Genomic DNA, 20709 nt, shown 5'->3' with positions numbered 1-20709 from the left:
GGATAGGCGGCGGCCGTGACACCCGGTCGCGGATCGGTGTCCTCCGCCCGGTCCCCAGCCCACGCAGCCGGGGCGGCTGGTGCGTTTTAGGGCTGTTCGTCCCATTTCCTGGGCTGTGGACGGTGCGCCGTGTCTCAGGGCTCCTCCCCCGGTTCCACCACCGCCTCATCGCCGGGCCGGGCACCGCGCAACAGGTCCAGCACCCGGCGGGCCGTCGCCGCGTCCCGGGCCGCGGTGAACGGCAGGGTGTTCCCACCGGCGATCCGGAAGGGCTCGCCCGCGACCGTGGCACTCGCCCCGCCCGCCTCGGCGACCAGCAGCAGCCCTGCGGCGTGGTCCCACGGGTTCTCCCAGCCGAACGCGACCGCCCCGAGCACACCCTGCGCCACGTGCAGATACTCCAGCCCCGCCGAGCCGCACGGCCGCGGCGCCACGCCGCTCACCACAAGCCGGGCGAACGCCTGGTCCTCCTCCAGCGAGGTGAAATCGGGATGCGAGGTGGCGATCTCGAGCACGGCATCCGGATCCGCGCTGCCGGAGTGCAGCCGCTCGCCGTTCAGGTACGCGCCCCTGCCGCGCACGGCCACGGCCATCTGGTCGAGAGCCGGGGCGTACGTCCAGGAGGCCAGCACCTCTCCCTGCTCGGCAAGCGCGACCAGCGTGGCGAAACCGGGGTCGCCGTGGACGAACTGCCGGGTGCCGTCGACCGGATCGATGATCCACACCGGAGCGTCGCCGTGCAGCGCACCGAGGACCGCCGGATCGGCGTGGACGGCCTCCTCCCCCACCACCACCGAACCGGGCAGCAGGGTGGTGAGCGAAGCCGTGAGGTGCTCCTCGGCGAGCCGGTCGGCGACGGTCACCAGGTCGTGCGGCCCGTTCTTCTCGATGATCTCGTGGGCGGCGAGCTGCCGGTAGCGCGGCATGATCTCCGCGGCGGCGGCCTTGCGCACCGCCTCCTCGATGGCGGACAGGTTTCGGGCGGCCTCGGCCCCCGTGACGAAATCACCGATCATGCGTCCATCGAACCATGCGCCGACGACACCGTCCGTGTCCGGCAGCGAGACGTACGGTGACCTCCGAGTTAAGGCCCGACGGCGGACCAGGCCGGTCGTTGTCAGCGTCCTGCGGACGGCTGGGCCTTCGCGCGGGCGAGGGCCCGGTCGAGGACGACGAGCAGGGCATCCCGTACGGAGAGCCGGTCGCGCGCGTCGAACACCACGACCGGGACGTCCGGGCCGACCGCGAGTGACCAGCGGATCTCGTCCGCGGAGCAATCCTCCTGGCCGGGAAAGCGGTTCACGCCGAGGACGAAGGGCAGCCCGGCCTCCTCGAAGTAGTCGACCGCCGGGTAGCAGTCCTCCATACGCCGGGTGTCGACGATGACCAGCGTGCCCAGGGCCCCGCGGACCAGATCCCCCCACATGAAGCCGAAGCGGTCCTGGCCCGGCGTGCCGAACAAGTAGAGCTTGAGGCTGTCGTCGAGGGCGAGCGAACCGAAGTCCATGGCCACGGTCGTGGTCCGCTTGTCCGGCGTGAGGCGGTTGTCGTCGATGCCGGCGGTCACCGACGTCATCACGGCTTCCGTGGTGAGCGGCGGGGTGTCCGAGATGCTGCCCACGGTGGTGGTCTTCCCGGCACCGAATCCTCCTGCGATGATGATCTTGACCGGGAGCGGCGGGCGCTTCGGTCGCCCGCCGGGGTGTTGTTCAGGAGATTTCACGGAGACCACGGATGACCCTCCGGAGGGTGTCGACGTCCTTCGAGGCATCGAACTCGGGTAGGTGGGCGATGACATGGCCATCCGCGTACAGGTCGGCGACCAGGACACGGACCACGTTCAGATGGAGGCCGAGCCGGGCGGAGATCTCCGCCACGGACAGCGGCTCGCGACACAGCGAGATGATGTCCCGACGTTCAAACGCCGCGTGCGGGCTCTCGGCGAGCCCCCAATCAGTCGCCACCACTTGCGTCTCGATGGCGATCGCATCACTCGAGCCGCGCGTCCGGCCCTGAGTGATCAGGAACGGCCGGGGTGTCAGGTCGAGCGGAAGACCGGCGGCAGCGGAGGGCTGGGGAGGCGAGGTGTTCCAGGCCTCGCCTCCCTCATGGGGGTACGACTCGGCGGGATGACCGGTCATGCCTGGAGATAGTCCTTCAGTTCGTCGATGAGCTGGGGGGTGAGCACCTCGCCGGCCCGGTTGGCGAACATCGTCATCTCGTGGGCGACATTGCCGAGATCCGCTTCCTTGGACGCGATGGTGCCCAGCACCGAGCCGCTGCCGATGGCGGAGATGAGCAGATAGCCGTCGGCCATGTCGACGATGACCTTGTTCACCTCACCGAGGCGATAGGTCCCGGCGACACCGCTTGCCAGGTTCGTCATTCCGGACACGAGCGCCGAGAGTCGGTCCGCATCGGCGCGCTCGCCCGCGTTGCACACCGCGATCATCAGCCCGTCGGACGAGACGGCGATCGCGTCCCGTACCCCCGCGGTCTGCTCCGTGAAGCGGTTCAGCAGCCAGTTGAAGTTCTCGGCTTCCGCGCTCAGTCCGGCAGACGGATTCACCAGCATGTCATCCCTCATCTCGATGTATCTCGGCTCTGGCAGCAGCCATCGCCCGGGCCGCTCCGGCGTCGAAGTCCTCGACCATGGCGCGCGCGGCCTCGGGGTCGCCGGCAACCGGACCGGCGGCGACCGGTCCGGCCTTCGGAGTGAATGCGCCGGGCGGCATCCGGGCTCTCGGCACCCTGCGGGTCAGCCGGGGCCGACCGGGCTCTCCGGGCTTTCGCTCCCGCGCCTCCGCGGGCGGAGGCGGCGCTGTGCTTGTTGCTGCGGGTCGCTGCTCGTTTTCCGCCAGGGGTGGACAGTGGTATAGGCGAGTGGCACCAGGTGGGCCATTGCGAAACACAGCGTCAAGGTCCGACGGTAGCCTCGCATCGGTCGTCTTCTGACCGGAACGAGCCTGGGCATCGGTGCACCAACTTCCGGGAGGGCAGCAATGAACGTCCTCTCTGGGAAACGCCGTCATTCCCAGCGGGGTTCAGCCACTGGGACCCTACTCTCGGGGTGCGCGGCTGGACCAGAGTGTGACGAGCACCGGGGAGAGAAGATTCCGCACCTCCCGTCAAGCCAGGTTCAATGGATCACGACCGGCTGGCACCGATCGGCGACGCGAACACCGCGGTGCGCGGCACGCGCGGCGGCATGCGGTAGTAGACCGTAGACATGACAGCGCAACGCAACGCCGGCCCCGGCTCCCGCGCCCGCAGCGGGCTCGACGACAAGATTCTCGGCGGCTGGCTCGGCCGTATCGCCGGGAACATGCTCGGCAAGCCCGTCGAGCGCGGTGACCACTGGACGCGGGAGCGGATCGCCCGCTATCTGCGCCGCACCGACGCGCTTCCGCTCACGGACTACATCCCGCCCCCGCCTCCCGGAACTCCGCTCGAACCAGGCGAGTTCGAGCTCCGCCCCGAGTGGCCGGAGTGCACCCGTGGCAACATCCGCGGCAGCGCCCGGGACGACGACGTCGACTACTCGATCCTGGGCCTGCACCTGCTGGAGACCCATGGCTTCGGGTTCACCACCGAGGAGGTCGGCGAACTGTGGCTGCTCCGGCTGCCCTACCTGCAGACCTTCACCGCCGAGCGCGCTGCGTACCGCAACCTCGCCCAAGGCCTGAAGCCGCCGGTGACCGCCACCGTCGACAATCCCTACCAGGAGTGGATCGGTGCCCTCATCCGCGCCGACATCCACGGCTGGACCTCCCCCGGCGACCCGGCTCGAGCCGCCGCGCTCGCCCGGCGCGACGCGGTCCTCTCCCACACGGGCAACGGCGTCTACGGCGCCATGTGGGCCGCCGCGCTGGTCGCCGCCGCCTTCACCGCGTCCTCGCCGCGCGCCGCACTCGACGCGGCACTCGACCAGATCCCGCCGGGCTGCCGGCTGGCCCGTACGATCCGGCACACGGCCGCGCTGCACGAGGCGGGTGCCGACTGGGAGGACACCCTGGACGAGCTGGAACGCGAGACGGGCCGCCTCCACTGGATCCACACCGTGCCCAACGCCGGAGTCCTCACGGCGGGACTCCTCTACGGGGAGGGCGACTTCACCGCCACCATCGCCCTCACCGTCCGCGGCGGCCTCGACACCGACTCCAACGGGGCGACGGCCGGGTCGGTCGCGGGCGTGCTGTGCGGCGCGTCCGCGATCCCCGCCCAGTGGACCGACCCGCTGGAAGACCGCGTCCGCAGCGCGGTCTTCGGCTTCGACGGGGTCCGGATCAGCGAACTCGCCGAGCGCACGGGTCGGTTGGCGACATGGCCGGGCGGGGCGCTGGAGGAAGCGCCGGGAGGGGCTTGAATGAGCCGGACGTACGTGGCCGCTCGAGCGTCCCCGTGCCGCCGTGGTGGATCGTCTCCGACGGCGACGGACTCAGCGCCCCGGCCGGCCCTCCCAAAGCGGCCCGCTTGACCTTGTCGTAGCGTCAACGTTTCTCCTGGGCCGTTGTGCTGGTCCTCGACCTCTGGGGCATCTTCTTCGCCCTGGCCCTGCAGGCCGCCTGCGTGGTCCGCCCGCACGTCGTCGGCGCGGACGGCTCGCTACGCGTACGGTACGGCGCCTTGGTCGACATCCGCGTGCCCGCCGGCCGCATCGCGTCCGCCCGCCTCGAGCGCCGCTACCCCGAGGGCCGGATGCTGCAGCTCGGCGAGGACGGCACACTCGACCTGATCGTCGGCGGCCAGACCACCGTGACGGTCGAACTCACCGAGCCGGTCGCCCTTCTGCGTCCGCTCGGCAGGCCCGCCCAAGCCAGGATCCTGCGCTTTTACGCCGACGACCCGCGCCCCGCCGTCGCCGCACTCCGGCGGACTGCCGGGCCCGGTCCGGCGTCTCCGGCGCCGAGCCGCATCACAGGGCGGTCCGGCGGCTGAGGAGTACGGTGGACCGGCGGCGGCAAGCGGGCCGATGGGTCCCTTTTGCGTTGCGTGCACAAGGGAGGATGGAGGCACGCCGTGCACGGGGAGTACCACGGGGCGTACAGGGTGCCGTGGGCGGACCACGACTGGCAGCTCATCCACGAGGGCCCCCAGTCCCCTGCTCTCCACATGGCGCTCGACGAGGTGCTGACCACTGAGGTCGCCCTGGGGCGGCGGCCGCCGACGCTGCGGATGTGGGAGTGGGCCTCCCCCGCCGTGATCATCGGGAGTTCCCAGTCGCTGCGCAACGAGGTCGACGCGGCGGCCGCCGAGCACCACGGCATCACCGTCGTACGGAGGATCAGCGGCGGCGGCGCGATGTTCGTCGAGCCGGAGAACACCATCACGTACTCGCTCTACGTGCCCCAGGAATTCGTCCGCGGCCTGTCCTTCGCCGAGTCCTACGCCTGTCTCGACGCGTGGCTGCCCGCCGCGCTCGGGAGCATGGGCATCGAGGCCCGGCACCAGCCGCTGAACGACATCGCCACCGAAGCCGGAAAGATCGCGGGTGCGGCGCAGAAGCGGGTGGTGGCGGGCGACGGAGCCGTGCTGCACCACGTGACCATGGCTTACGACATCGACGCCGCCAAGCTGCTCGCGGTGCTGCGGGTCGGCCGCGAGCGGATCTCCGGCAGGGGCACGCGGAGTGCAGAGAAGCGCGTGGACCCGCTCCGCCGCCAGACGCGCCTCCCCCGTGCCGCGGTCGTCGACCGGCTGATCGAGTCCTTCCGCGACCGGCACGGCCTGAGCCTCACCGACGGCAAGGTCACGGCGGAAGAGACGGCGCTGGCCCAGGAGCTGTCCCGGCGGAAGTTCAGCTCGCGGGACTGGACCGCGCGCGTGCCGTAGTCGGGCCGTGGGCCCCCGCATGAGGGCCGCGTAGGCGAGCGGAGCCCCGGTCGCCTGCCCCCGCGGCGACACCCAAGCGATGACCGCCCATCTACTGTGAGGTCATTACTTCTCCGTGTGCAATGGGGACATGGACAGCATCAGCGCCGCGTACAGCACCAGCGACGTGCCGAGGCCAACCGCCCAGCCGTAGTCGGCGAGCGGCTGGAGGAAGGGGATCAGGCCGTCCTCCGGGAAGGGGCCCTTGCCGGGGGCGTGCCAGTAGCGGCCGCCGGGACGGTAGAGGTCGATCAACTTCCCAGCCCTGGAGGGACCGGGTTTGTCTGCACGGTCCCTTCAAGCCGGGTCGCGCTCCCGGCTGTCCCCTACGACAGGACGGCCACGGGTCGCATCTACCAGTTCGGGGGGTTATATCCCTTGTGGTACGGGTGTGTTGACGAACACCCACGCCGAGCGTGCGCGGTTGCGCACGTTGACCCCGGCGACGACATCGGCAGGGCCAGCGAGCCCGCACCGACGACAGGAGAAGCTGTCCCGGGTGGGACGGTTGTGTCTCGCGGTGTGTCCGCATCGGGGGCACATCTGCGAGGTATAGGCCGCGTCCACTTCGATCAGCGGCACACCGGCGCGCTGGGCCTTGTAGGCGATGTGCTCGCCGAGCTGGTGGAACGGCCATGAAGAGAGCGCGGCCCGCTGGTCGCGGGAAGGCCGTACCCGGTCACGGATGCCATCGAGACGTTCGAGGGCGATGCCGCGTCCGGTGCGTTGTGCGACGGCCACGATCTCCTTGCTGATCTTGTGGTTGGCGTGGGTGGCGTGGCGCTGCTCTCTCTTTGTGCGTCGTTTGGCGCGCCGCCTCGCCGAACGGGTGTTCTTCGCCTGCAACTCGGCGCGCTTGCGCGCCTGCCAGCGCCGGTATCGTCCAAGGCGACGGCCGCAGTGGTTGTGCCCGTCGCTGGTCGTGGCGAGGTTGACGATGCCCCGGTCCACACCGAGCCAGTCGACGGGCTCGTACTGTTCGGCTTCGGGGACTTCGCAGGTGGCGACCAGGAACCACTTCCCGTTGCGATGGACGAGGTCCGTTTCGCCTTTGCGATGCTCCCGCAGCGTCTTGAGCTGGTCCGCGTTGCCCCTGAACGGCACGTGCTTCATGCGGCCCGCGGTGGTCCAGATGCTCACCGTGCTCGCGTCGTGCTGCCACGACAGGATCCGGTCATCGAACGGCTGGGCCGCATCCAGCCGGAAGGTGATCGGCTTGGACTCCGCCTTCACCCTCCGCACACACCCCGGCCGGCCCAGGGTCCCCGCCCGGATCGCGGCACGCAGCGCCGTGTAGGCATCCACCACCTTCTTCAGCGTGCGGACCACAGGCTGCGCACCGAGACCGAAGTCGGCCTTCAACTCGGCGTACACCAGCTTCTGCAGGTCGTTGCGAGAGAACAAGCCCGACTCGAACGCCGCAGCCGACGCGCGGTCAGCAGCCCGGTTGCAAGCATGCAGCGTCGCCTCCAGCGCCACCGCCTGTTCCGGCGACGGCAACAGCTTCACCTGCACCACCAACTTCACGCCAGCACCGTAACGGCAGGCACTGACAATGCCCGCTGACCAGCAACGCAGCGAAGTCCGCCGGTTCGCGGCTCCAACCCCCGGACCATTGGGGTACCCGGGCAGCAGCGTCCATGAGCTACCGCCCGTCGGCCCGCGATCAGCCGGTGAATGCGGGAATCACGCGCTCGCCGTAGGCGTCGATGGTGCTCTCTCGTGCGTCGTGCATGGCGTAGACCGCGAACTGGTCGACGCCCAGGGCCCGGAGGGCCGCCAGCTTCTCGATGTGCGCCTCGGGCGGGCCCAGCAGGCAGAAGCGGTCGACGATCTCGTCCGGGACGAAGTCGGTCGACGGATTCCCCGCCCGCCCGTGGTGGCTGTAGTCGTAGCCCTGGCGCTGTTTGATGTACGTGGTGAGGGCGTCCGGCACCAGATCGGAGTGCTCGCCGTAGCGGGAGACGAGGTCGGCGACGTGGTTGCCGACCATGCCGCCGAACCACCGGCACTGTTCGCGCGCATGCGCGAGGTCCTCGCCGACGTACGCGGGCGCGGCCACGCACATGGTCAGGGCGTCCGGGTCGCGCCCCGCCTCCTCCGCCGCGGTCCGCACCGCCCGCACCATCCACTCCGTCAGATACGGATCGGCGAGCTGGAGGATGAAGCCGTCGGCCTGCTGTCCGGCCAGCGCCAGGGCCTTGGGGCCGTACGCCGCCATCCACACCGGCAGCCTGCCGCCCTTGACCCAGGGGATCCGCACCGGGCTGCCGTCCACGAGGGCCTCGCGGCCCTCGGCGAGGTCCCGGATCACGCCGATCGCCTCGCCGAGCCGGGCGAGCGTGTTCGGCCGGCGGCCCGCGACCCGCATCGCGGAGTCGCCGCGGCCGATGCCGCAGACCGTACGGTTGCCGTACATGTCGTTGAGGGTGGCGAAGGTGGAGGCGGTGACCTCCCAGGTGCGGGTCCCCGGATTGGTGACCATCGGGCCGACGATCATCCGCTGGGTGTGTTCCAGGATCCGGCTGTAGATGACGAACGGCTCCTGCCACAGCACCGCGGAGTCGAAAGTCCAGCCGTAACGGAAGCCGTTGCGCTCGGCGCGGCGCATGAGGCCCACGACTTCCGAGGCCGGCGGATCGGTCTGCAGGACCAGTCCGAAGTCCATGTCGCCTCCCTAGGCGAGGTACTGACAGGTGCCACGCGGCACGTACTGGCCATGACCGGCCTGCCCGGTGAACTCCCGCTCGGTGAGCACGGCTTCGCCACGCGAGAGCACGGTGTCCACCCGGCCGGTGATCCGCTTGCCCTCGTACGCCGAGTAGTCGACGTTCATATGGTGGGTCCGAGCGGAAATGACCTGCTCGGCATGCGGGTCGTAGATGACGACGTCGGCGTCGGCGCCCGGCGCGACGGTGCCCTTGCGGGGATAGAGGCCGAACATCCGGGCCGGGGTGGCGCAGGCGATCTCGATCCAGCGGCGGCGTGAGATGTGCCCGTCGAGGACGGCCTGGTGCAGCAGGTCCATCCGGTTCTCCACCCCCGGCAGCCCGTTGGGAATCTTGGAGAAGTCGCCGCGGCCGAGCTCCTTCTGCCCCACGAAGCAGAACGGGCAGTGGTCGGTGGAGACCACCTGGAGATCGTTGGTACGCAGGCCCCGCCAGAGGGCGGCCTGGTGCTCACGCGGCCGCAGGGGCGTCGAGCAGACGTACTTGGCGCCCTCGAAGTCCGGCTCGGCGAGGTTGTCGGTGGAGAGGAAGAGGTACTGGGGGCAGGTCTCGCCGAAGACGCTGAGCCCCTTGTCGCGGGCGTGGGCCAGCTCGGCGACGGCCTCCTCGGCCGAGACGTGGACGACGTACAGCGGGGCCCCCGCGACCCGGGCGAGCTGGATGGCGCGGTGCGTGGCCTCGGCCTCCAGCAGCACCTTGCGCACCTCCCCGTGGTACCGGGGGTCGGTGCGCCCTTCGGCCAGGGCCTGTTCGACGAGGACGTCGATCGCGATGCCGTTCTCGGCGTGCATCATGATCAGCCCGCCGTTGCCGGCGGAGCGCTGCATGGCGCGCAGGATCTGCCCGTCGTCGCTGTAGAAGACCCCGGGGTAGGCCATGAACAGCTTGAACGAGGTGATGCCTTCCGCGACGAGGAGGTCCATCTCCTTGAGCGTGCCCTCGTTCACATCGGAGAGGATCATGTGAAAGGCGTAGTCGACGGCGCAGTTGCCGTTCGCCTTGGCGTACCAGGCGTCCAGTCCGGCGCGCAGGGCCTGTCCCTGGGTCTGCACCGCGAAGTCCACGATCGTGGTGGTCCCGCCCCAGGCGGCGGCGCGGGTGCCGGTCTCGAAGGTGTCCGACGCAAAGGTGCCGCCGAAGGGCAGCTCCATATGGGTGTGCGCGTCGACGCCGCCCGGGATCACGTACTTGCCGGTGGCGTCGATCGTGCGGTCGGCGGTCCAGCTCTCGCCGTACGTGCTGCCGTGCGCGGCGAGGGCGGCGATCCGGCCGTCCTCGATCAGCACGTCGGCGTGGACCTCGTCGGCGGCGGTGATGACGAGTCCGCCGCGGATGACGGTACGGGCGCCGCTCATGACTGACCCCCTTCGATGTCGGCCTCTTCGATCTCGGCCTGGACTTGGCGCAGGGCGTCCTCGAGGAGTGCCGCGCCTTCCTCTGCCTCGGCGACGCTCAGCGACAGCGGCGGCGCGATGCGCAGGGCGTTGCCCTCGAGACCCCCCTTGCCGATGAGCAGACCGCGCTCCCGCGCGTGCTCCAGCGCGAGGGTCGCGGCCTGCGCCGAGGGCGAGCCGTCCGGGTCGACCAGTTCGACGCCGATCATCAGGCCCCGGCCGCGTACTTCCCGTACGACGGGCAGGCCGGCGGCGACCGCCCGCAGCCGCTCGATGAGCAGCCCGCCGACGCGCCGGGCGTTGCCCTGGAGGTCGTGTTCGATCAGATAGGTGAGGTTGGCGAGGCCGGCTGCCATGGTGATCGGGCTGCCGCCGAAGGTGGAGATGGAGTTGGCGTCGAGGCAGTTCATGACCTCGGCTCGGGCGACGACGCCACCGATGGACATGCCGTTGCCGATGCCCTTGGCGAAGGTGAGCATGTCGGGCGGTCCGCTCGCCGCGTGCGCCTGCCAGCCCCAGAAGTGGTCGCCGGTCCTGCCCCAGCCGGTCTGCACCTCGTCCGAGATCCACAGGATGCCGTGCTGCTGCAGGACCTCGCGGAAAGCGGCGAACAGCCCGTCGGGCGGGAGGGTGAACCCGCCGACGCCCTGCACCGGTTCGGCGATCAGCGCCGCGACCGAGCCGCGCTGGGTCTGGGCGAGCATGTCTTCCAGGTCGGCCACACAGGCCTCGATGAACTCCGGGTCGGACAGCTGGGCGTACGGGCCGCGGCTGCGGACGCCGCCGTGCACGTACAGCGTCTGGAGCGGGGAGAGGCTGGTGGGGGACCAGGCTGCGTTGCCGGTGATGCCGATGGTGGAGAACGAGCGGCCGTGGTAGCTGTTGCGCAGCGCCAGCACCTGATTCGACCGGCGGTAGTTGGTCGCCAGCAGCAGGGCGGCGTCATTGGCCTCGGTGCCCGAGGTGGTGAAGAAGACGCGTGCGTCGGGGATACCGGAGAGGGTGGCGATGCGCTCGGCCAACTCCACCATGGGGCGGTTGAGGTAGAGGGTGGAGGAGTGGATGATGCGCCCGGCCTGTTCGCTGACGGCCTTGGTCACCTCGGGCAGGGCGTGGGCGGTCATCGTGGTGAGGATGCCGCCGAAGAAGTCCAGGTAGCGCTTGCCGTCGGCGTCCCAGACGTGGCGGCCCTCGCCGTGGGTGAGCTCGATCGGCTCGCGGTAGAACAGGGCCAGCCAGTCCGGCATGACGGACCGGTGACGGCCCAGCAGAGCGGGATGGGAATCGGGCGCGGGAAGGGGATTCACGGCGTCACCAGCCCGTCGTAGGCGTCCGGGCGCCGGTCGCGGTAGAAGGCCCACTGCTGCCGGACCTCCTCGATCAGGTCGAAGTCGAGGTCCCGCACGACGAGCTCCTCCGCCTTGTCGCTGGCGACGTCGCCGACGAACTGGCCCCGCGGGTCGACGAAGTAGCTGGTGCCGTAGAAGTCGTTGTCGCCGTACTCCTCCTGGCCGACGCGGTTGATCGCGGCGATGAAATACTCGTTGGCGACCGCGGCGGCCGGCTGCTCGAGCTGCCAGAGGTAGGAGGACAGACCGCGGTGGGTGGCCGAGGGGTTGTAGACGAGCTGTGCGCCGGCCAGGCCCAGCGCCCGCCACCCCTCGGGGAAGTGACGGTCGTAGCAGATGTAGACGCCGACCTTCCCGACGGCCGTGTCGAAGACGGGCCAGCCCAGATTCCCCGGTTTGAAGTAGTACTTCTCCCAGAAGCCCTTGACCTGCGGGATGTGGTGCTTGCGGTACTTGCCAAGGACGGTGCCGTCGGCGTCGATGACGGCGGCGGTGTTGTAGTAGAAGCCGGATTGCTCGACCTCGAAGACGGGCACGACGATCACCATTCCGGTCTCGCGTGCGAGGTCCTGCATCCGGCGGACGGTGGGGCCGTCGGGCACGGGCTCCGCCCAGCGGTAGTGCTCGGGCTCCTGGACCTGGCAGAAGTAGGGCGAGTTGAAAACCTCTTGGAAGCCGATCACCTTGGCGCCCTGCCGGGCGGCCTCCCGGGCGTGCTCCTCGTGCTTCGCGATCATGGACTCGGTATCGCCGGTCCAGGTCGCCTGGACCAGTGCGGCGCGGACGACATTGGCCATGAGCTGCTCCTTCTCCCCCAGAGCTTCGCCTGGGAGGTACCCCCATCGCTGCGCCGGGCCGCCGGGGCCCCGCACTTCCGCTGACGTCAGAGAGCCTGCAGCCACTTCTACGCACGTAGAAGTGGCACGTAGATGGAGAACGTAAGCCGCGTCACAGCCCTAGGCAAGACCATCGCCATAACGCGGATGAGTCGATCAAGTTTCGTACCTCAACGGGCCACATCGGACACGCTCGGGCCTCGTGTCAGGCCGCACCGGGAGCATCGGGAAGCCCCGCGACACGCAGCTCGAGCGCGAGATCGCGCCGCCGGTGCGGCGAAACGGCGTCGGCGGCGTCGAGCATGAGCGGTACGAGCGTCGCCGGGTCGGCCTCCGCGACCCGGGCGGCCTCGTCGGCGGTACGGGTCCGGAGCAATGCGGTCAGCAGGGTCTCGACCTCGGGGTCCCGGCCGGCGGCGCGCAGCGCGAGCACGGTGTCGGCGACCTCTGCGGCGGGGCGGGCCACGGCCTGGCGGAGCAGGGCGTGGCAGTCGTCCCTGCGGTCCGCGTCGGCGAGCGCGGCGGCCGAGGCGGCCAGGGCCGGAGGCGGCAGGCACGCGGCTTCCCAGAGGAGAGTCGGGACGTCGTCGGCCAGGCCGGCCCGCTCCAGGCCGGTGACGAGGAGCGGCAGGCGCTCGGCGGGCCAGGCGGCGGCCTCGCACAGCAGGACATGCGCCTCGCCGCCCCGGCCGGAGGCGCGCAGCGAGGCGAGGCGGGCGACGGCCTCGCCGGTGGCGCGGCGGGCGGCGGCGAGCTCGTCGGGGGCGGCGGGGGTCTGGACGTCTCGGGACGGCCCGTCGGCGGGGGTCCGGACGTCTCGGGGCGCCCGGTCGGCGCGGCCCCGCCGCTTGGCGGGGCGGGCGCCCTCCTTGCCCCATGCCTCTTCGGCGTCCGGACCCGCCGCGGAGCGGGAGCCCCGGGGTCCCGAGGGGCGGGCGGCGCGGGAGTCCCCGTCCCCGTCAGCCCCGCTGTCGTACGCCCCGGCGAAGCGAGCTCCGCGTAGCCCGGCGGCGCCGGCGCTGGGCGCGGGGGCGGATACGGGGGGCTGTACCTCGGGCGCGGCCGTCGGCGCGGCGTCGGCCCCGGCCAGTCCGGCAAACCGCGCGCCCCTTAACGGCGCCTTGCGCGGTGCCGTGCGTCCGGGCGCCTCGGCCGCGCCGCGGTCGGAGGTGTCGGTCACCTCCTCGCGGTGCTTCCGGTCGCCCCGGTCTTCCTCCTCCTGCGGATGGGGGGCGGGCGTCTCCTCCCCCGCTGCAGGACCCCCCGCCACTGCCTGGCGCGGGCGCAGCGGGTGACGGCGGTGCAGAAGCCGCGGAAGCCGACGCGGACGGTGTGGACGGTGTGGACGGGAACGAGGGCCGACGGCCTGACGCCGGGTGGTCGTCGCCATCGCCACTGGCCTGTGCGCCGGTACGGAACCACGGCAGGTCGCCGTCCGACGGCTGGTCGGCACCTCGGTCCAGCGCGGTGAGACGGCCTTGCAGCTCGTCGCAGCGGGCCGCCGCTCGCCGGTGGTCGTCCCTGGCCCAGGCCAGGTCCACCGCGACGCGGTCAGCGTGGTCCGGGGTGTCCGTCGCCGCCAGTGTGGCAGTCAACTCCCGTTCGCGCACGGCCGCGTACTGCCGCTCGCGCAGCATGACGTCCAGCCGGTCGAGCAGCGCCTCCCGGCCGCCGATCCACCGGTCGTACGCCGCCCCTGAGGCGCGGTGCAGCCGCTCGGCGCGGGCCCGTTGTCCGTCGGCCGCGGGGGCGCCATGACGCGCGGCGTAGTCCTGGAGCAGGGCTTCCACCACATCCCACGGCAGGATCTCGCTGCCCTCGAGGCAGGCCCGGATCCCCTCCGCATCGCGCTGCGCAAAGACCCCGTACCAGCCCTCGTCGGGGTCGAGCCCGCTCAGGAGTTGGTGGAGATAGGCCGCGAACTCCCCGACGGCGTCAGGGAGTTGCCCGTCCAGCATGACCCGCCCCTCTCTCCCGGGCCGCCGGAGTTCCCGGGTCCGCTGTGATTCGACACCCGCTGTGTTACAGGAAGGGACACTGCAGTGCTACGGCGAGTTTTCATCGGGCGCACAAAAGCATGTCAGAGACTGATGGCGACCGCAGTGTGCGGGCGCTTCCCGAGGCGGAGGAGCGCGGCCCCGTCGTCGACGATCCGGAAGCTCCAGCCGTACTTGCGGGTGAGGAGCTTCCGCACCCGCCGCAGCCCGTCCGCGTCGAGCAGCTTCGCCTCGCCCTCGGCGCTCGGCGCGCCCGGCGCGATCCGGCCGCGCACATCGCACGCGGTGACGGTCACCCGGCCGTTGTTGCGGATGCGCTTGATCTTGCCGGAGTCAGTGCGCGTCCAGACGAACAGCTCGCTGCCGTCCGAGACCGCCCAGACGGGGGTCGCGACGGCGGCCCCGTTCCGGCGGTAGGTGACGAGGCTGACGTACGGGCTGCGGCCGAGTTCGTCCACGGCCGACTGCGAAGTGGGGGTCATGACGCCGACTCTAGGCCCTGTCCGGTCGATCAGGCCTGGGGGCACCCCCCAGATATCCCTGGGGGAAGGACCGAGATCAGCGACCGCCGCGGTGGGGCCCGGTCACCGCGGCGACGGCCGCACGACCATCGCCGAGCCACCCCCGCGCCGCACCTTCTCGGCCGCTGCGAGCCACCGGCCGTCCGGCAGGCGCTGGACACCGGTCGCCGCGCCGATCTCCGGGTTCTGCCGGAAGGCGTGGCCGAGCGCTTCGAGTTCGGCCCGCAGCGGGCTGTTCCACAGCCCGGGTTCCAGGTCCGTCGTGGCGCCGTTGCGCTGGCTGGCGCGCGGGGCGGCGATCGCGTCCACGAGCGGAAGACCTCGGTCCAGATGACCGGTGAGGGTCTGGAGCACCGTGGTGATGATCGTGGCTCCGCCCGGGGAGCCGAGGGCGAGGAGTGGACGGCCGTTCTGGAGAACGATCGTGGGGGACATCGACGATCGCGGCCGCTTGCCCGGTCCCGGCAGGTTCGGATCGTGGACCGCCGGATCGGCGGGGGCGAAGGAGAAGTCGGTGAGCTCGTTGTTGAGCAGGAAACCCCGGCCCGGCACGGTGATGCCGCTGCCGCCGGTCTGCTCGATGGTCAGGGTGTACGCCACGACGTCGCCCCATCGGTCGGCGACCGTCAGATGTGTGGTGCTCTCGCCCTCGTACGGCGTCGGGGCGGCGTTGTCGGCCGCTTTGCAGTCGGTGGGATTCCGAGGGTCGCCCGGCGCGACGGGGCTGGTCAGGACGGCGTCGTCGCGGATCAGGCAGGCACGGGAGTCCGCGAAGCGCTGGGACAGCAGCTCCTTCGTCGGGACGTCCTCGAAGGCCGGGTCACCGACCCAGCGGCCCCGGTCGGCGAAGGCGATCCGGCTCGCCTCGATGAATCGATGCAGATACTGACGGTCGCTCAGCTTGCTGAGGTCGGTCCGTTCCAGGATGTTGAGCGCCTCGGCCACCGTGGTGCCACCGGACGACGACGGCGCCATGCCGTACACGTCCAGCCCGCGGTACGAGGCACGGGTCGGCGCCTGGGCCTTGGTCGCGTACCGGCGCAGGTCCTCGGGCCGCAGGTCTCCGGGCCGGACAAGCCTTTCGGCGTCCGGGTCGACCGGCGGCTTGCGGACCGTGCGGATGACGTCGCGGCCCAGCTGCCCTTCGTAGAAGGCGTCGGCTCCCTTCGTCCGCAGTTCGGCGTAGGTCCGGGCGAGGTCCGGGTTCTTCAAGGTCGAGCCCAGTGCCGGCAGTTGTCCGCCGGGCAGGAAGAGCCGTGCGCTGGCCGGGAAGTCGCGGAAGCGCGCTTCGTTGTCGGCGGTCTGCCGGCGGAAGGTCTCGTCGACCGTGAAACCCCTCCGGGCGAGCCGCTCGGCCGGCTTCAGCAGCTCGCCGAGCGACGTGGTCCCCCAGGCGTCCAGCGCCGCGTCCCAGGTGGCGGGCGTGCCGGGGGTGCCGACGCTGAGCCCGCTGGTGACCGCCTCGGCGAACGGGACCGGCTTGCCGTCCTCCAGGAAGAGGTCCTTCTCCGCGCTGAGCGGAGCGGTCTCCCGCCCGTCGATCGTGTGGACCGCGCGCCGCTTCGCGTCGTAGTGGACGAAGTAGCCCCCGCCGCCGATGCCCGCCGAGTACGGCTCGGTGACGCCCAGCGCCGCTGCGGTGGCGACCGCCGCGTCCACCGCATTACCGCCGCGCCGCAGCACCTCGATCCCCGCCGCGGTCGCGTCCGGATCGACGCTGGAGACCGCCCCTCCGTACCCCACCGCCACCGGGGACTTGACGGGCGTACGGGCCTCGCCGCCGCCCGGCGGAGCCGGTGGCGCGGCCGCGGCCACGGACACCACGGCCACCCCCGCGGCCAGCAGTGACAGTCGTCGAACCACGGAGCGACGCATGGATACCTCCACTCGGGCTGACTTGGCCCAGAGCCTAATCTCGGCACTGGCGGCCGTCAGCAGTGCCTTGGGCGTCGAACGGGGATGCCCGGCACCGCTACCATCCCCGTCCATGAACGATGACGTCCGCAACATCGTCCTCGGCGTGCTCGCCGCCGGTATCAGCGCCGGCCTCGGCTGGTTGGCCCGTACGTACCTATGGCGGCGCAGACTCCAGCGCAAGCAGCGCTTCTTCGGGCTGCCCACGAACTCCGAGTGCCTGCTGGTGGTCAACCGGTCCGCGGGCACCGGCGACTGGACGGTCGCCCGGCGGGATGTGTTCGCCCTGCTCGAACTGTCCGCCATCGTCAAGGACTGCGGTGCGAACCCGCACATCGTGCCGCATGACTCGATAGGGCAGGGCTTCGGGGAGCGCACCGAGTTCTGCATCGGGGGGCCGGTGTCGAATCTGCGGATGGTGGCGCATCTGCGGTCGCTGCTGCCGGGTGTCGAAGTCAACACGGACAGCGAGCCGGGGCCGGACCGGGGAGCCTTCCGGATCGGCAGCGAGCGCTACCGGATGGAGAAGGGCAAGGTCGAGCATGTGCTGCTGGCCCGGCTGACGGCCGGTCAGGATGCGCGCCCGGTCTTCCTCGCCTGCGGACAGCACTCCAACGCCAACCATGCGGCGGTGCGTTACCTGGCGCGCCAACACGACCGGCTGGCCCGCAAGTACGGCAACGACTCCTTCTGTCTGCTGCTCAAGGCAGTCAACTCGCAGGCGTACGGCCCCGATGTGGTCGAGCTCGTCTCCGACGTCACCCGCGCCGCCACCACCCCCTCCCCGATGCCGTCGTCGAAGAGCTCGCACCGGGCGGCTCGTTGACGCCGACGTCAATTGTTACCGACGCGTAATTCACGATTCTATTACCAGCGGTAAGCCCTTGAGGTTACTGTCGGGTCACTTCCGTGCTGACACCTCTGTCAGCACCGACGTGAGGAGCCGACCCATGGGACAGCCCCGACACTCTCGCCCCCCTCGCAGGAGCTTGCGCACCTCAGCCGCCGGCGCCGTCTCGGCGGCCGTACTCGCCGGCAGCGCCTTCAGCGTCGCCCCCGCCGCCGAGGGCGCCCCGGCCCGGACCACGGAACTGGCCCAGAGCCTCACCTCCGCCGACGCCGACACCAGCTCGGCGAGCGTACGGTTCGTCGACATCGAGGGCGACGGGGGAACCGTCCTCAAGGCCAATGTGTTCACCCCGGCCGCTGCCGACGGCGACCCGCACCGCCGCTTTCCCTTGATCGTGCTGCCCACCAGTTGGGGCATGCCGCAGGTCGAGTACATCGCTCAGGCGAAGAAGCTCGCCGAGTCGGGCTACGTGGTGATCGGATACAACGTCCGCGGCTTCTGGCAGTCCGGCGGGCAGATCGAGGTGGCCGGTCCGCCGGACATCGCCGACGCCTCCAAGGTCATCGACTGGGCGCTGGCCAACACTCCGGCCGACCCCGACCGAATCGGCATGGGCGGGGTCTCCTACGGCGCCGGGATCAGCCTGCTCGCCTCGGCCTTCGATCCGCGCGTCAAGGCCGTGGTCGCCCTGAGCGGCTGGGCGAATCTCATCGACTCCATCTACAGCGGCCGGACCCAGCACGTCCAGGCCGCGGGGATGCTCGGCGCCACCGGCTATCTGACCGGCCGTCCCAGCCCTGAAACGGAGCGCGCCCTCAAAGACTTCCTCTCCTCCAACCTGGACCGGGAGGAGGAGATGATCGCGTGGGCGAAGAAGCGCTCCCCCGCCACCTACCTGGACCGGATCAACGCCGGCGGCGCCGCCATCATGCTCGGCAACGCCTGGGGGGATTCCATCTTCCCGCCCAACCAGTACGCCGACTTCTACGAGAAGCTGACCGGCCCCAAGCGCCTGGAGTTCCGGCCCGGGGACCACGCCACCCCGGAGGGCTCCGGGCTGCTGGGGCTGCCGAACGACACCTGGGACAGCGCCCACCGCTGGTTCGACCACCACCTGAGGGGCGTGGACAACGGCGTCGACCGCGAGCCGCCCGTCCAGCTCAAGTCCCGCTCCGACGGCGCCTACGAGGGGTACCGCAGCTGGTCCGATGTGCCGTCCGGGACGCGCCGCCTACCTCTCGGAGAGAGCGAGCGCATCCACGCGAACACCGACTCCGGCGCCAACGGCGGAACGATCTTCCTCTCCAGCGCTCTGGACCAGTTCCTCAAACTCCCGCCCATGGCCTCGGTGCCGCTGCTCCCCCGCTCCTTCGCCGCCGTCTGGCAGTCCGAGCGGTACGCCGAGCAGCAGCGCATCCGCGGCACGGTGAAGCTGCACACCACGGTCACCAGCACCCACTCGAGCGGCACCGCCGTCGCGTACCTCTACGACGTGGGCCCGCTCGGCCTCGGCAAGCTGGTCACGCACGCGCCGATCACCTTCCACGACCGTACGCCCGGCAAGCCGTTCGGCGTCGACCTGGAGCTGTTCTCCACGGCGTACGACGTCCCGGCCGGACACCGGCTCGCGCTGGTCGTCGACACCGTCGATCCGCTCTACATCGAGCACAACCCGGACGGCGCGAGGCTGACCTTCTCCTCGCCCGCCCAGGACCCGTCGTATCTGGAGGTGCCGCTACGTGGCGCCGGGTCCTGAGAGCACGGTGCTCGGCCCGGCTTCCGCCACCTTCGCCGCCCGCGTCTTCACGCTGCGCCGCTCCCGCTTGGCGACCCAGTTGGCGACCCAGGACAGCAGCATGCACAGCCCGATGTAGATCGGCGAGATCACCAGCACCACCGGGATGAAGGGCAGGCCGTAGTCGAGATCGGTGGCGATGAGCTTGCCCGCCTGGAGGAACTCCTCAAAGGTGATGAGGAAGCCGAGCGAGGTGTCCTTCAGCGCCACCACCAGCTGGCTGATGATCGCGGGCAGCATGGCACGCACCCCCTGCGGGACGAGGACGTACGTCATGACCTGCGTCTTGCGCAGACCGAGGGAGTACGCCGCTTCCCGCTGCCCGCGATCCACCGCGTTGATGCCGGTACGGAACACCTCGGCGAGTACCGAGCCGTTGTAGAGCGTCAGTCCGGTGACCAGCGCGGGCAGCGGCTGCACCTCCAGCGCCACGAAGACGAAGAAGATCATCACCAGCACCGGCATGGCACGGAAGAACTCCACGAACAGCGTGGCCAGCCAGCGCACCGGCCGGAACTCCGAGAGCCGTCCCGAGGCGAGCACCCCGCCCAGGGCGAGGGAGAGCACAGCCGCGAGGCCGAACGCCTTCAGCGTGTTGCCGAGCCCTTCCAACAGCAGCTCCTGGATGCCCTCGTACTGGAAGGGCCGCCACTTCTCCCCCTCGAACTGGCCGGTGTCGTCGAGCAGGTAGACGATCCAGACGACGAGCGCGAGGATCGCGACGACCCCCGCGATGCCGTAGCCGCGGTGGCGGACCCGAGCCTTGGGACCGGGGACGTCGTAGAGAGCGGTGGCGGTGGTGGTCATCGGGGGATCCCCCAGCGCTTCTCCAGCACGTTGAACAGCGCGCTGATGGTCAAGGTCAGAATCAGATAGCCGGCGGCGATCCAGACGAAGGACCACACGACGCTGTAGCCCAGCTCAGCCAGCGGCTTGTACACCCCGAGCAGCTCGGTGACGCTGAACGAACCGGCGATCGCCGAGTTCTTGGCGAGCGCGATCAGGGTGGAGCCGATCGGCGGGATCACCGCGCGGAAGGCCTGCGGCAGCACCACATTGCCGAGCGACTGGGTGAAGCCCATGCCGAGGCTGCGGGCCGCCTCGCCCTGCCCGACCGGCACGGTGTTGATGCCCGAGCGCACCACCTCGCAGATGAAGGCGGAGGTGTAGCAGCCGAGTGCGAGGACGGCGAAGGTCTGGAAGGGCAGCACCAGGCCGAAGCGCGGCAGGCCGAGCAGCACGGCGAAGAACAGCAGCGTCAGCGGGGTGTTGCGCAGCACGTTCACCCAGACCGTGCCGAAGGCCCGCAGCGATCCGACGGGCGCGACGCGGAAGGCGGCCATGACGATGCCGAGCCCGAGGGCCAGCAGCGAGGCGAAGATCGTGAGCTGTACGGTGCCCCAGAAGCCCTCGCCGTAGAGCGACCAGTTGTCGAGGAGTGCGTCCATCGGCA

20 protein-coding genes and 2 pseudogenes are annotated in these 20709 nt (G+C 70.7%); 7 read left to right on the top strand and 15 right to left on the bottom strand.

Annotated elements, in window-relative coordinates:
* Window positions 1-134 precede the first annotated feature (134 nt).
* The 4 genes from ACTWQI_RS14535 to ACTWQI_RS14520 all read right to left on the bottom strand — a co-directional run bounded on the left by ACTWQI_RS14535 (window position 135) and on the right by ACTWQI_RS14520 (window position 2569).
* Window positions 135-1016 carry an inositol monophosphatase family protein gene (locus ACTWQI_RS14535; protein ID WP_443270520.1) on the bottom strand — a complete coding sequence of 294 codons (882 nt, stop codon included), beginning with the start codon at window positions 1014-1016 and terminating at the stop codon, window positions 135-137.
* Between the two features lie 101 nt (window positions 1017-1117).
* Window positions 1118-1723 carry a GTP-binding protein gene (locus ACTWQI_RS14530; RefSeq protein ID WP_443270733.1) on the bottom strand — a complete coding sequence of 202 codons (606 nt, stop codon included), beginning with the start codon at window positions 1721-1723 and terminating at the stop codon, window positions 1118-1120.
* Window positions 1710-2141, bottom strand: coding sequence for a DUF742 domain-containing protein (locus ACTWQI_RS14525; protein WP_443270518.1), 432 nt, complete (start codon window positions 2139-2141; stop codon window positions 1710-1712). Before ACTWQI_RS14525 ends, ACTWQI_RS14530 begins: the two co-directional genes overlap by 14 nt.
* Window positions 2138-2569 (bottom strand): roadblock/LC7 domain-containing protein, encoded by a 432-nt coding sequence (locus tag ACTWQI_RS14520; protein WP_443270516.1) that lies wholly within the window; start codon window positions 2567-2569, stop codon window positions 2138-2140. Before ACTWQI_RS14520 ends, ACTWQI_RS14525 begins: the two co-directional genes overlap by 4 nt.
* A gap of 660 nt (window positions 2570-3229) precedes the next feature.
* Between ACTWQI_RS14520 and ACTWQI_RS14515 the strand changes: the two genes are divergently transcribed.
* The 3 genes and pseudogenes from ACTWQI_RS14515 to ACTWQI_RS14505 all read left to right on the top strand — a co-directional run.
* A complete protein-coding gene (locus ACTWQI_RS14515; RefSeq protein ID WP_443270514.1) occupies window positions 3230-4366 on the top strand; it encodes an ADP-ribosylglycohydrolase family protein in 1137 nt (378 codons plus the stop codon).
* Between the two features lie 146 nt (window positions 4367-4512).
* On the top strand, window positions 4513-4938 hold the full coding sequence (locus ACTWQI_RS14510; protein WP_443270512.1) for a hypothetical protein: 426 nt from the start codon (window positions 4513-4515) through the stop codon (window positions 4936-4938).
* 117 nt (window positions 4939-5055) lie between these two features.
* A pseudogene (locus tag ACTWQI_RS14505) lies at window positions 5056-5832 on the top strand (lipoate--protein ligase family protein); the annotation flags it as partial.
* 105 nt (window positions 5833-5937) lie between these two features.
* Here the strand turns inward: ACTWQI_RS14505 and ACTWQI_RS14500 are convergent.
* The 7 genes and pseudogenes from ACTWQI_RS14500 to ACTWQI_RS14470 form a co-directional block, all read right to left on the bottom strand.
* Window positions 5938-6126: pseudogene (locus ACTWQI_RS14500) on the bottom strand (nitrate reductase); the annotation flags it as partial.
* Between the two features lie 114 nt (window positions 6127-6240).
* Entirely contained in the window at window positions 6241-7398 is a 1158-nt protein-coding gene (locus ACTWQI_RS14495; RefSeq protein WP_443270510.1) for an RNA-guided endonuclease InsQ/TnpB family protein, read from the bottom strand.
* A gap of 139 nt (window positions 7399-7537) precedes the next feature.
* A complete protein-coding gene (locus ACTWQI_RS14490; protein ID WP_443270509.1) occupies window positions 7538-8539 on the bottom strand; it encodes a TIGR03842 family LLM class F420-dependent oxidoreductase in 1002 nt (333 codons plus the stop codon).
* Window positions 8540-8548: 9 nt separating this feature from the next.
* The gene (gene hydA / locus ACTWQI_RS14485; protein ID WP_443270508.1) at window positions 8549-9955 is read right to left on the bottom strand and encodes a dihydropyrimidinase; all 1407 of its coding nucleotides are present in this window, start codon (window positions 9953-9955) and stop codon (window positions 8549-8551) included.
* Window positions 9952-11241: an aspartate aminotransferase family protein gene (locus ACTWQI_RS14480; protein WP_443270731.1), complete on the bottom strand. Its 1290-nt coding sequence runs from the start codon at window positions 11239-11241 to the stop codon at window positions 9952-9954. The genes hydA and ACTWQI_RS14480 overlap by 4 nt, the downstream gene beginning before the upstream one ends.
* A gap of 56 nt (window positions 11242-11297) precedes the next feature.
* Window positions 11298-12140 carry a nitrilase-related carbon-nitrogen hydrolase gene (locus ACTWQI_RS14475; RefSeq protein ID WP_443270506.1) on the bottom strand — a complete coding sequence of 281 codons (843 nt, stop codon included), beginning with the start codon at window positions 12138-12140 and terminating at the stop codon, window positions 11298-11300.
* Window positions 12141-12384: 244 nt separating this feature from the next.
* A complete protein-coding gene (locus ACTWQI_RS14470; RefSeq protein WP_443270505.1) occupies window positions 12385-13359 on the bottom strand; it encodes a hypothetical protein in 975 nt (324 codons plus the stop codon).
* Window positions 13360-13555: 196 nt separating this feature from the next.
* Between ACTWQI_RS14470 and ACTWQI_RS14465 the strand changes: the two genes are divergently transcribed.
* The gene (locus tag ACTWQI_RS14465) at window positions 13556-13879 is read left to right on the top strand and encodes a hypothetical protein (RefSeq protein ID WP_443270504.1); all 324 of its coding nucleotides are present in this window, start codon (window positions 13556-13558) and stop codon (window positions 13877-13879) included.
* A 54-nt stretch (window positions 13880-13933) separates the two neighbouring features.
* On the top strand, window positions 13934-14185 hold the full coding sequence (locus ACTWQI_RS14460; RefSeq protein ID WP_443270502.1) for a hypothetical protein: 252 nt from the start codon (window positions 13934-13936) through the stop codon (window positions 14183-14185).
* Window positions 14186-14259: 74 nt separating this feature from the next.
* Here the strand turns inward: ACTWQI_RS14460 and ACTWQI_RS14455 are convergent, their stop codons facing one another.
* Together ACTWQI_RS14455 and ggt are read right to left on the bottom strand one after the other, a co-directional pair.
* Entirely contained in the window at window positions 14260-14658 is a 399-nt protein-coding gene (locus ACTWQI_RS14455; RefSeq protein WP_443270500.1) for a PPOX class F420-dependent oxidoreductase, read from the bottom strand.
* A 102-nt stretch (window positions 14659-14760) separates the two neighbouring features.
* Window positions 14761-16572: a gamma-glutamyltransferase gene (ggt, locus tag ACTWQI_RS14450; RefSeq protein WP_443270499.1), complete on the bottom strand. Its 1812-nt coding sequence runs from the start codon at window positions 16570-16572 to the stop codon at window positions 14761-14763.
* Window positions 16573-16684: 112 nt separating this feature from the next.
* Here ggt and ACTWQI_RS14445 point away from each other — a divergent pair, with 112 nt between their 5' ends.
* Entirely contained in the window at window positions 16685-17437 is a 753-nt protein-coding gene (locus tag ACTWQI_RS14445; protein WP_443270497.1) for a hypothetical protein, read from the top strand.
* A gap of 124 nt (window positions 17438-17561) precedes the next feature.
* Complete coding sequence (locus tag ACTWQI_RS14440; protein ID WP_443270496.1) at window positions 17562-19217, top strand: CocE/NonD family hydrolase; 1656 nt, start codon at window positions 17562-17564, stop codon at window positions 19215-19217.
* Here the strand turns inward: ACTWQI_RS14440 and ACTWQI_RS14435 are convergent.
* Together ACTWQI_RS14435 and ACTWQI_RS14430 are read right to left on the bottom strand one after the other, a co-directional pair.
* A complete protein-coding gene (locus tag ACTWQI_RS14435) occupies window positions 19197-20063 on the bottom strand; it encodes an amino acid ABC transporter permease (RefSeq protein WP_443270494.1) in 867 nt (288 codons plus the stop codon). The two genes, ACTWQI_RS14440 and ACTWQI_RS14435, sit on opposite strands and share 21 nt — an antisense overlap.
* Window positions 20060-20704 carry an amino acid ABC transporter permease gene (locus tag ACTWQI_RS14430; protein WP_443270492.1) on the bottom strand — a complete coding sequence of 215 codons (645 nt, stop codon included), beginning with the start codon at window positions 20702-20704 and terminating at the stop codon, window positions 20060-20062. Before ACTWQI_RS14430 ends, ACTWQI_RS14435 begins: the two co-directional genes overlap by 4 nt.
* Window positions 20705-20709: the final 5 nt, after the last annotated feature.

It is taken from the genome of Streptomyces sp. KR80 (assembly GCF_052245555.1).
In the GTDB taxonomy this organism is placed as follows: domain Bacteria; phylum Actinomycetota; class Actinomycetes; order Streptomycetales; family Streptomycetaceae; genus Streptomyces.
This window is presented reverse-complemented; position numbering and strand designations above follow the sequence as displayed.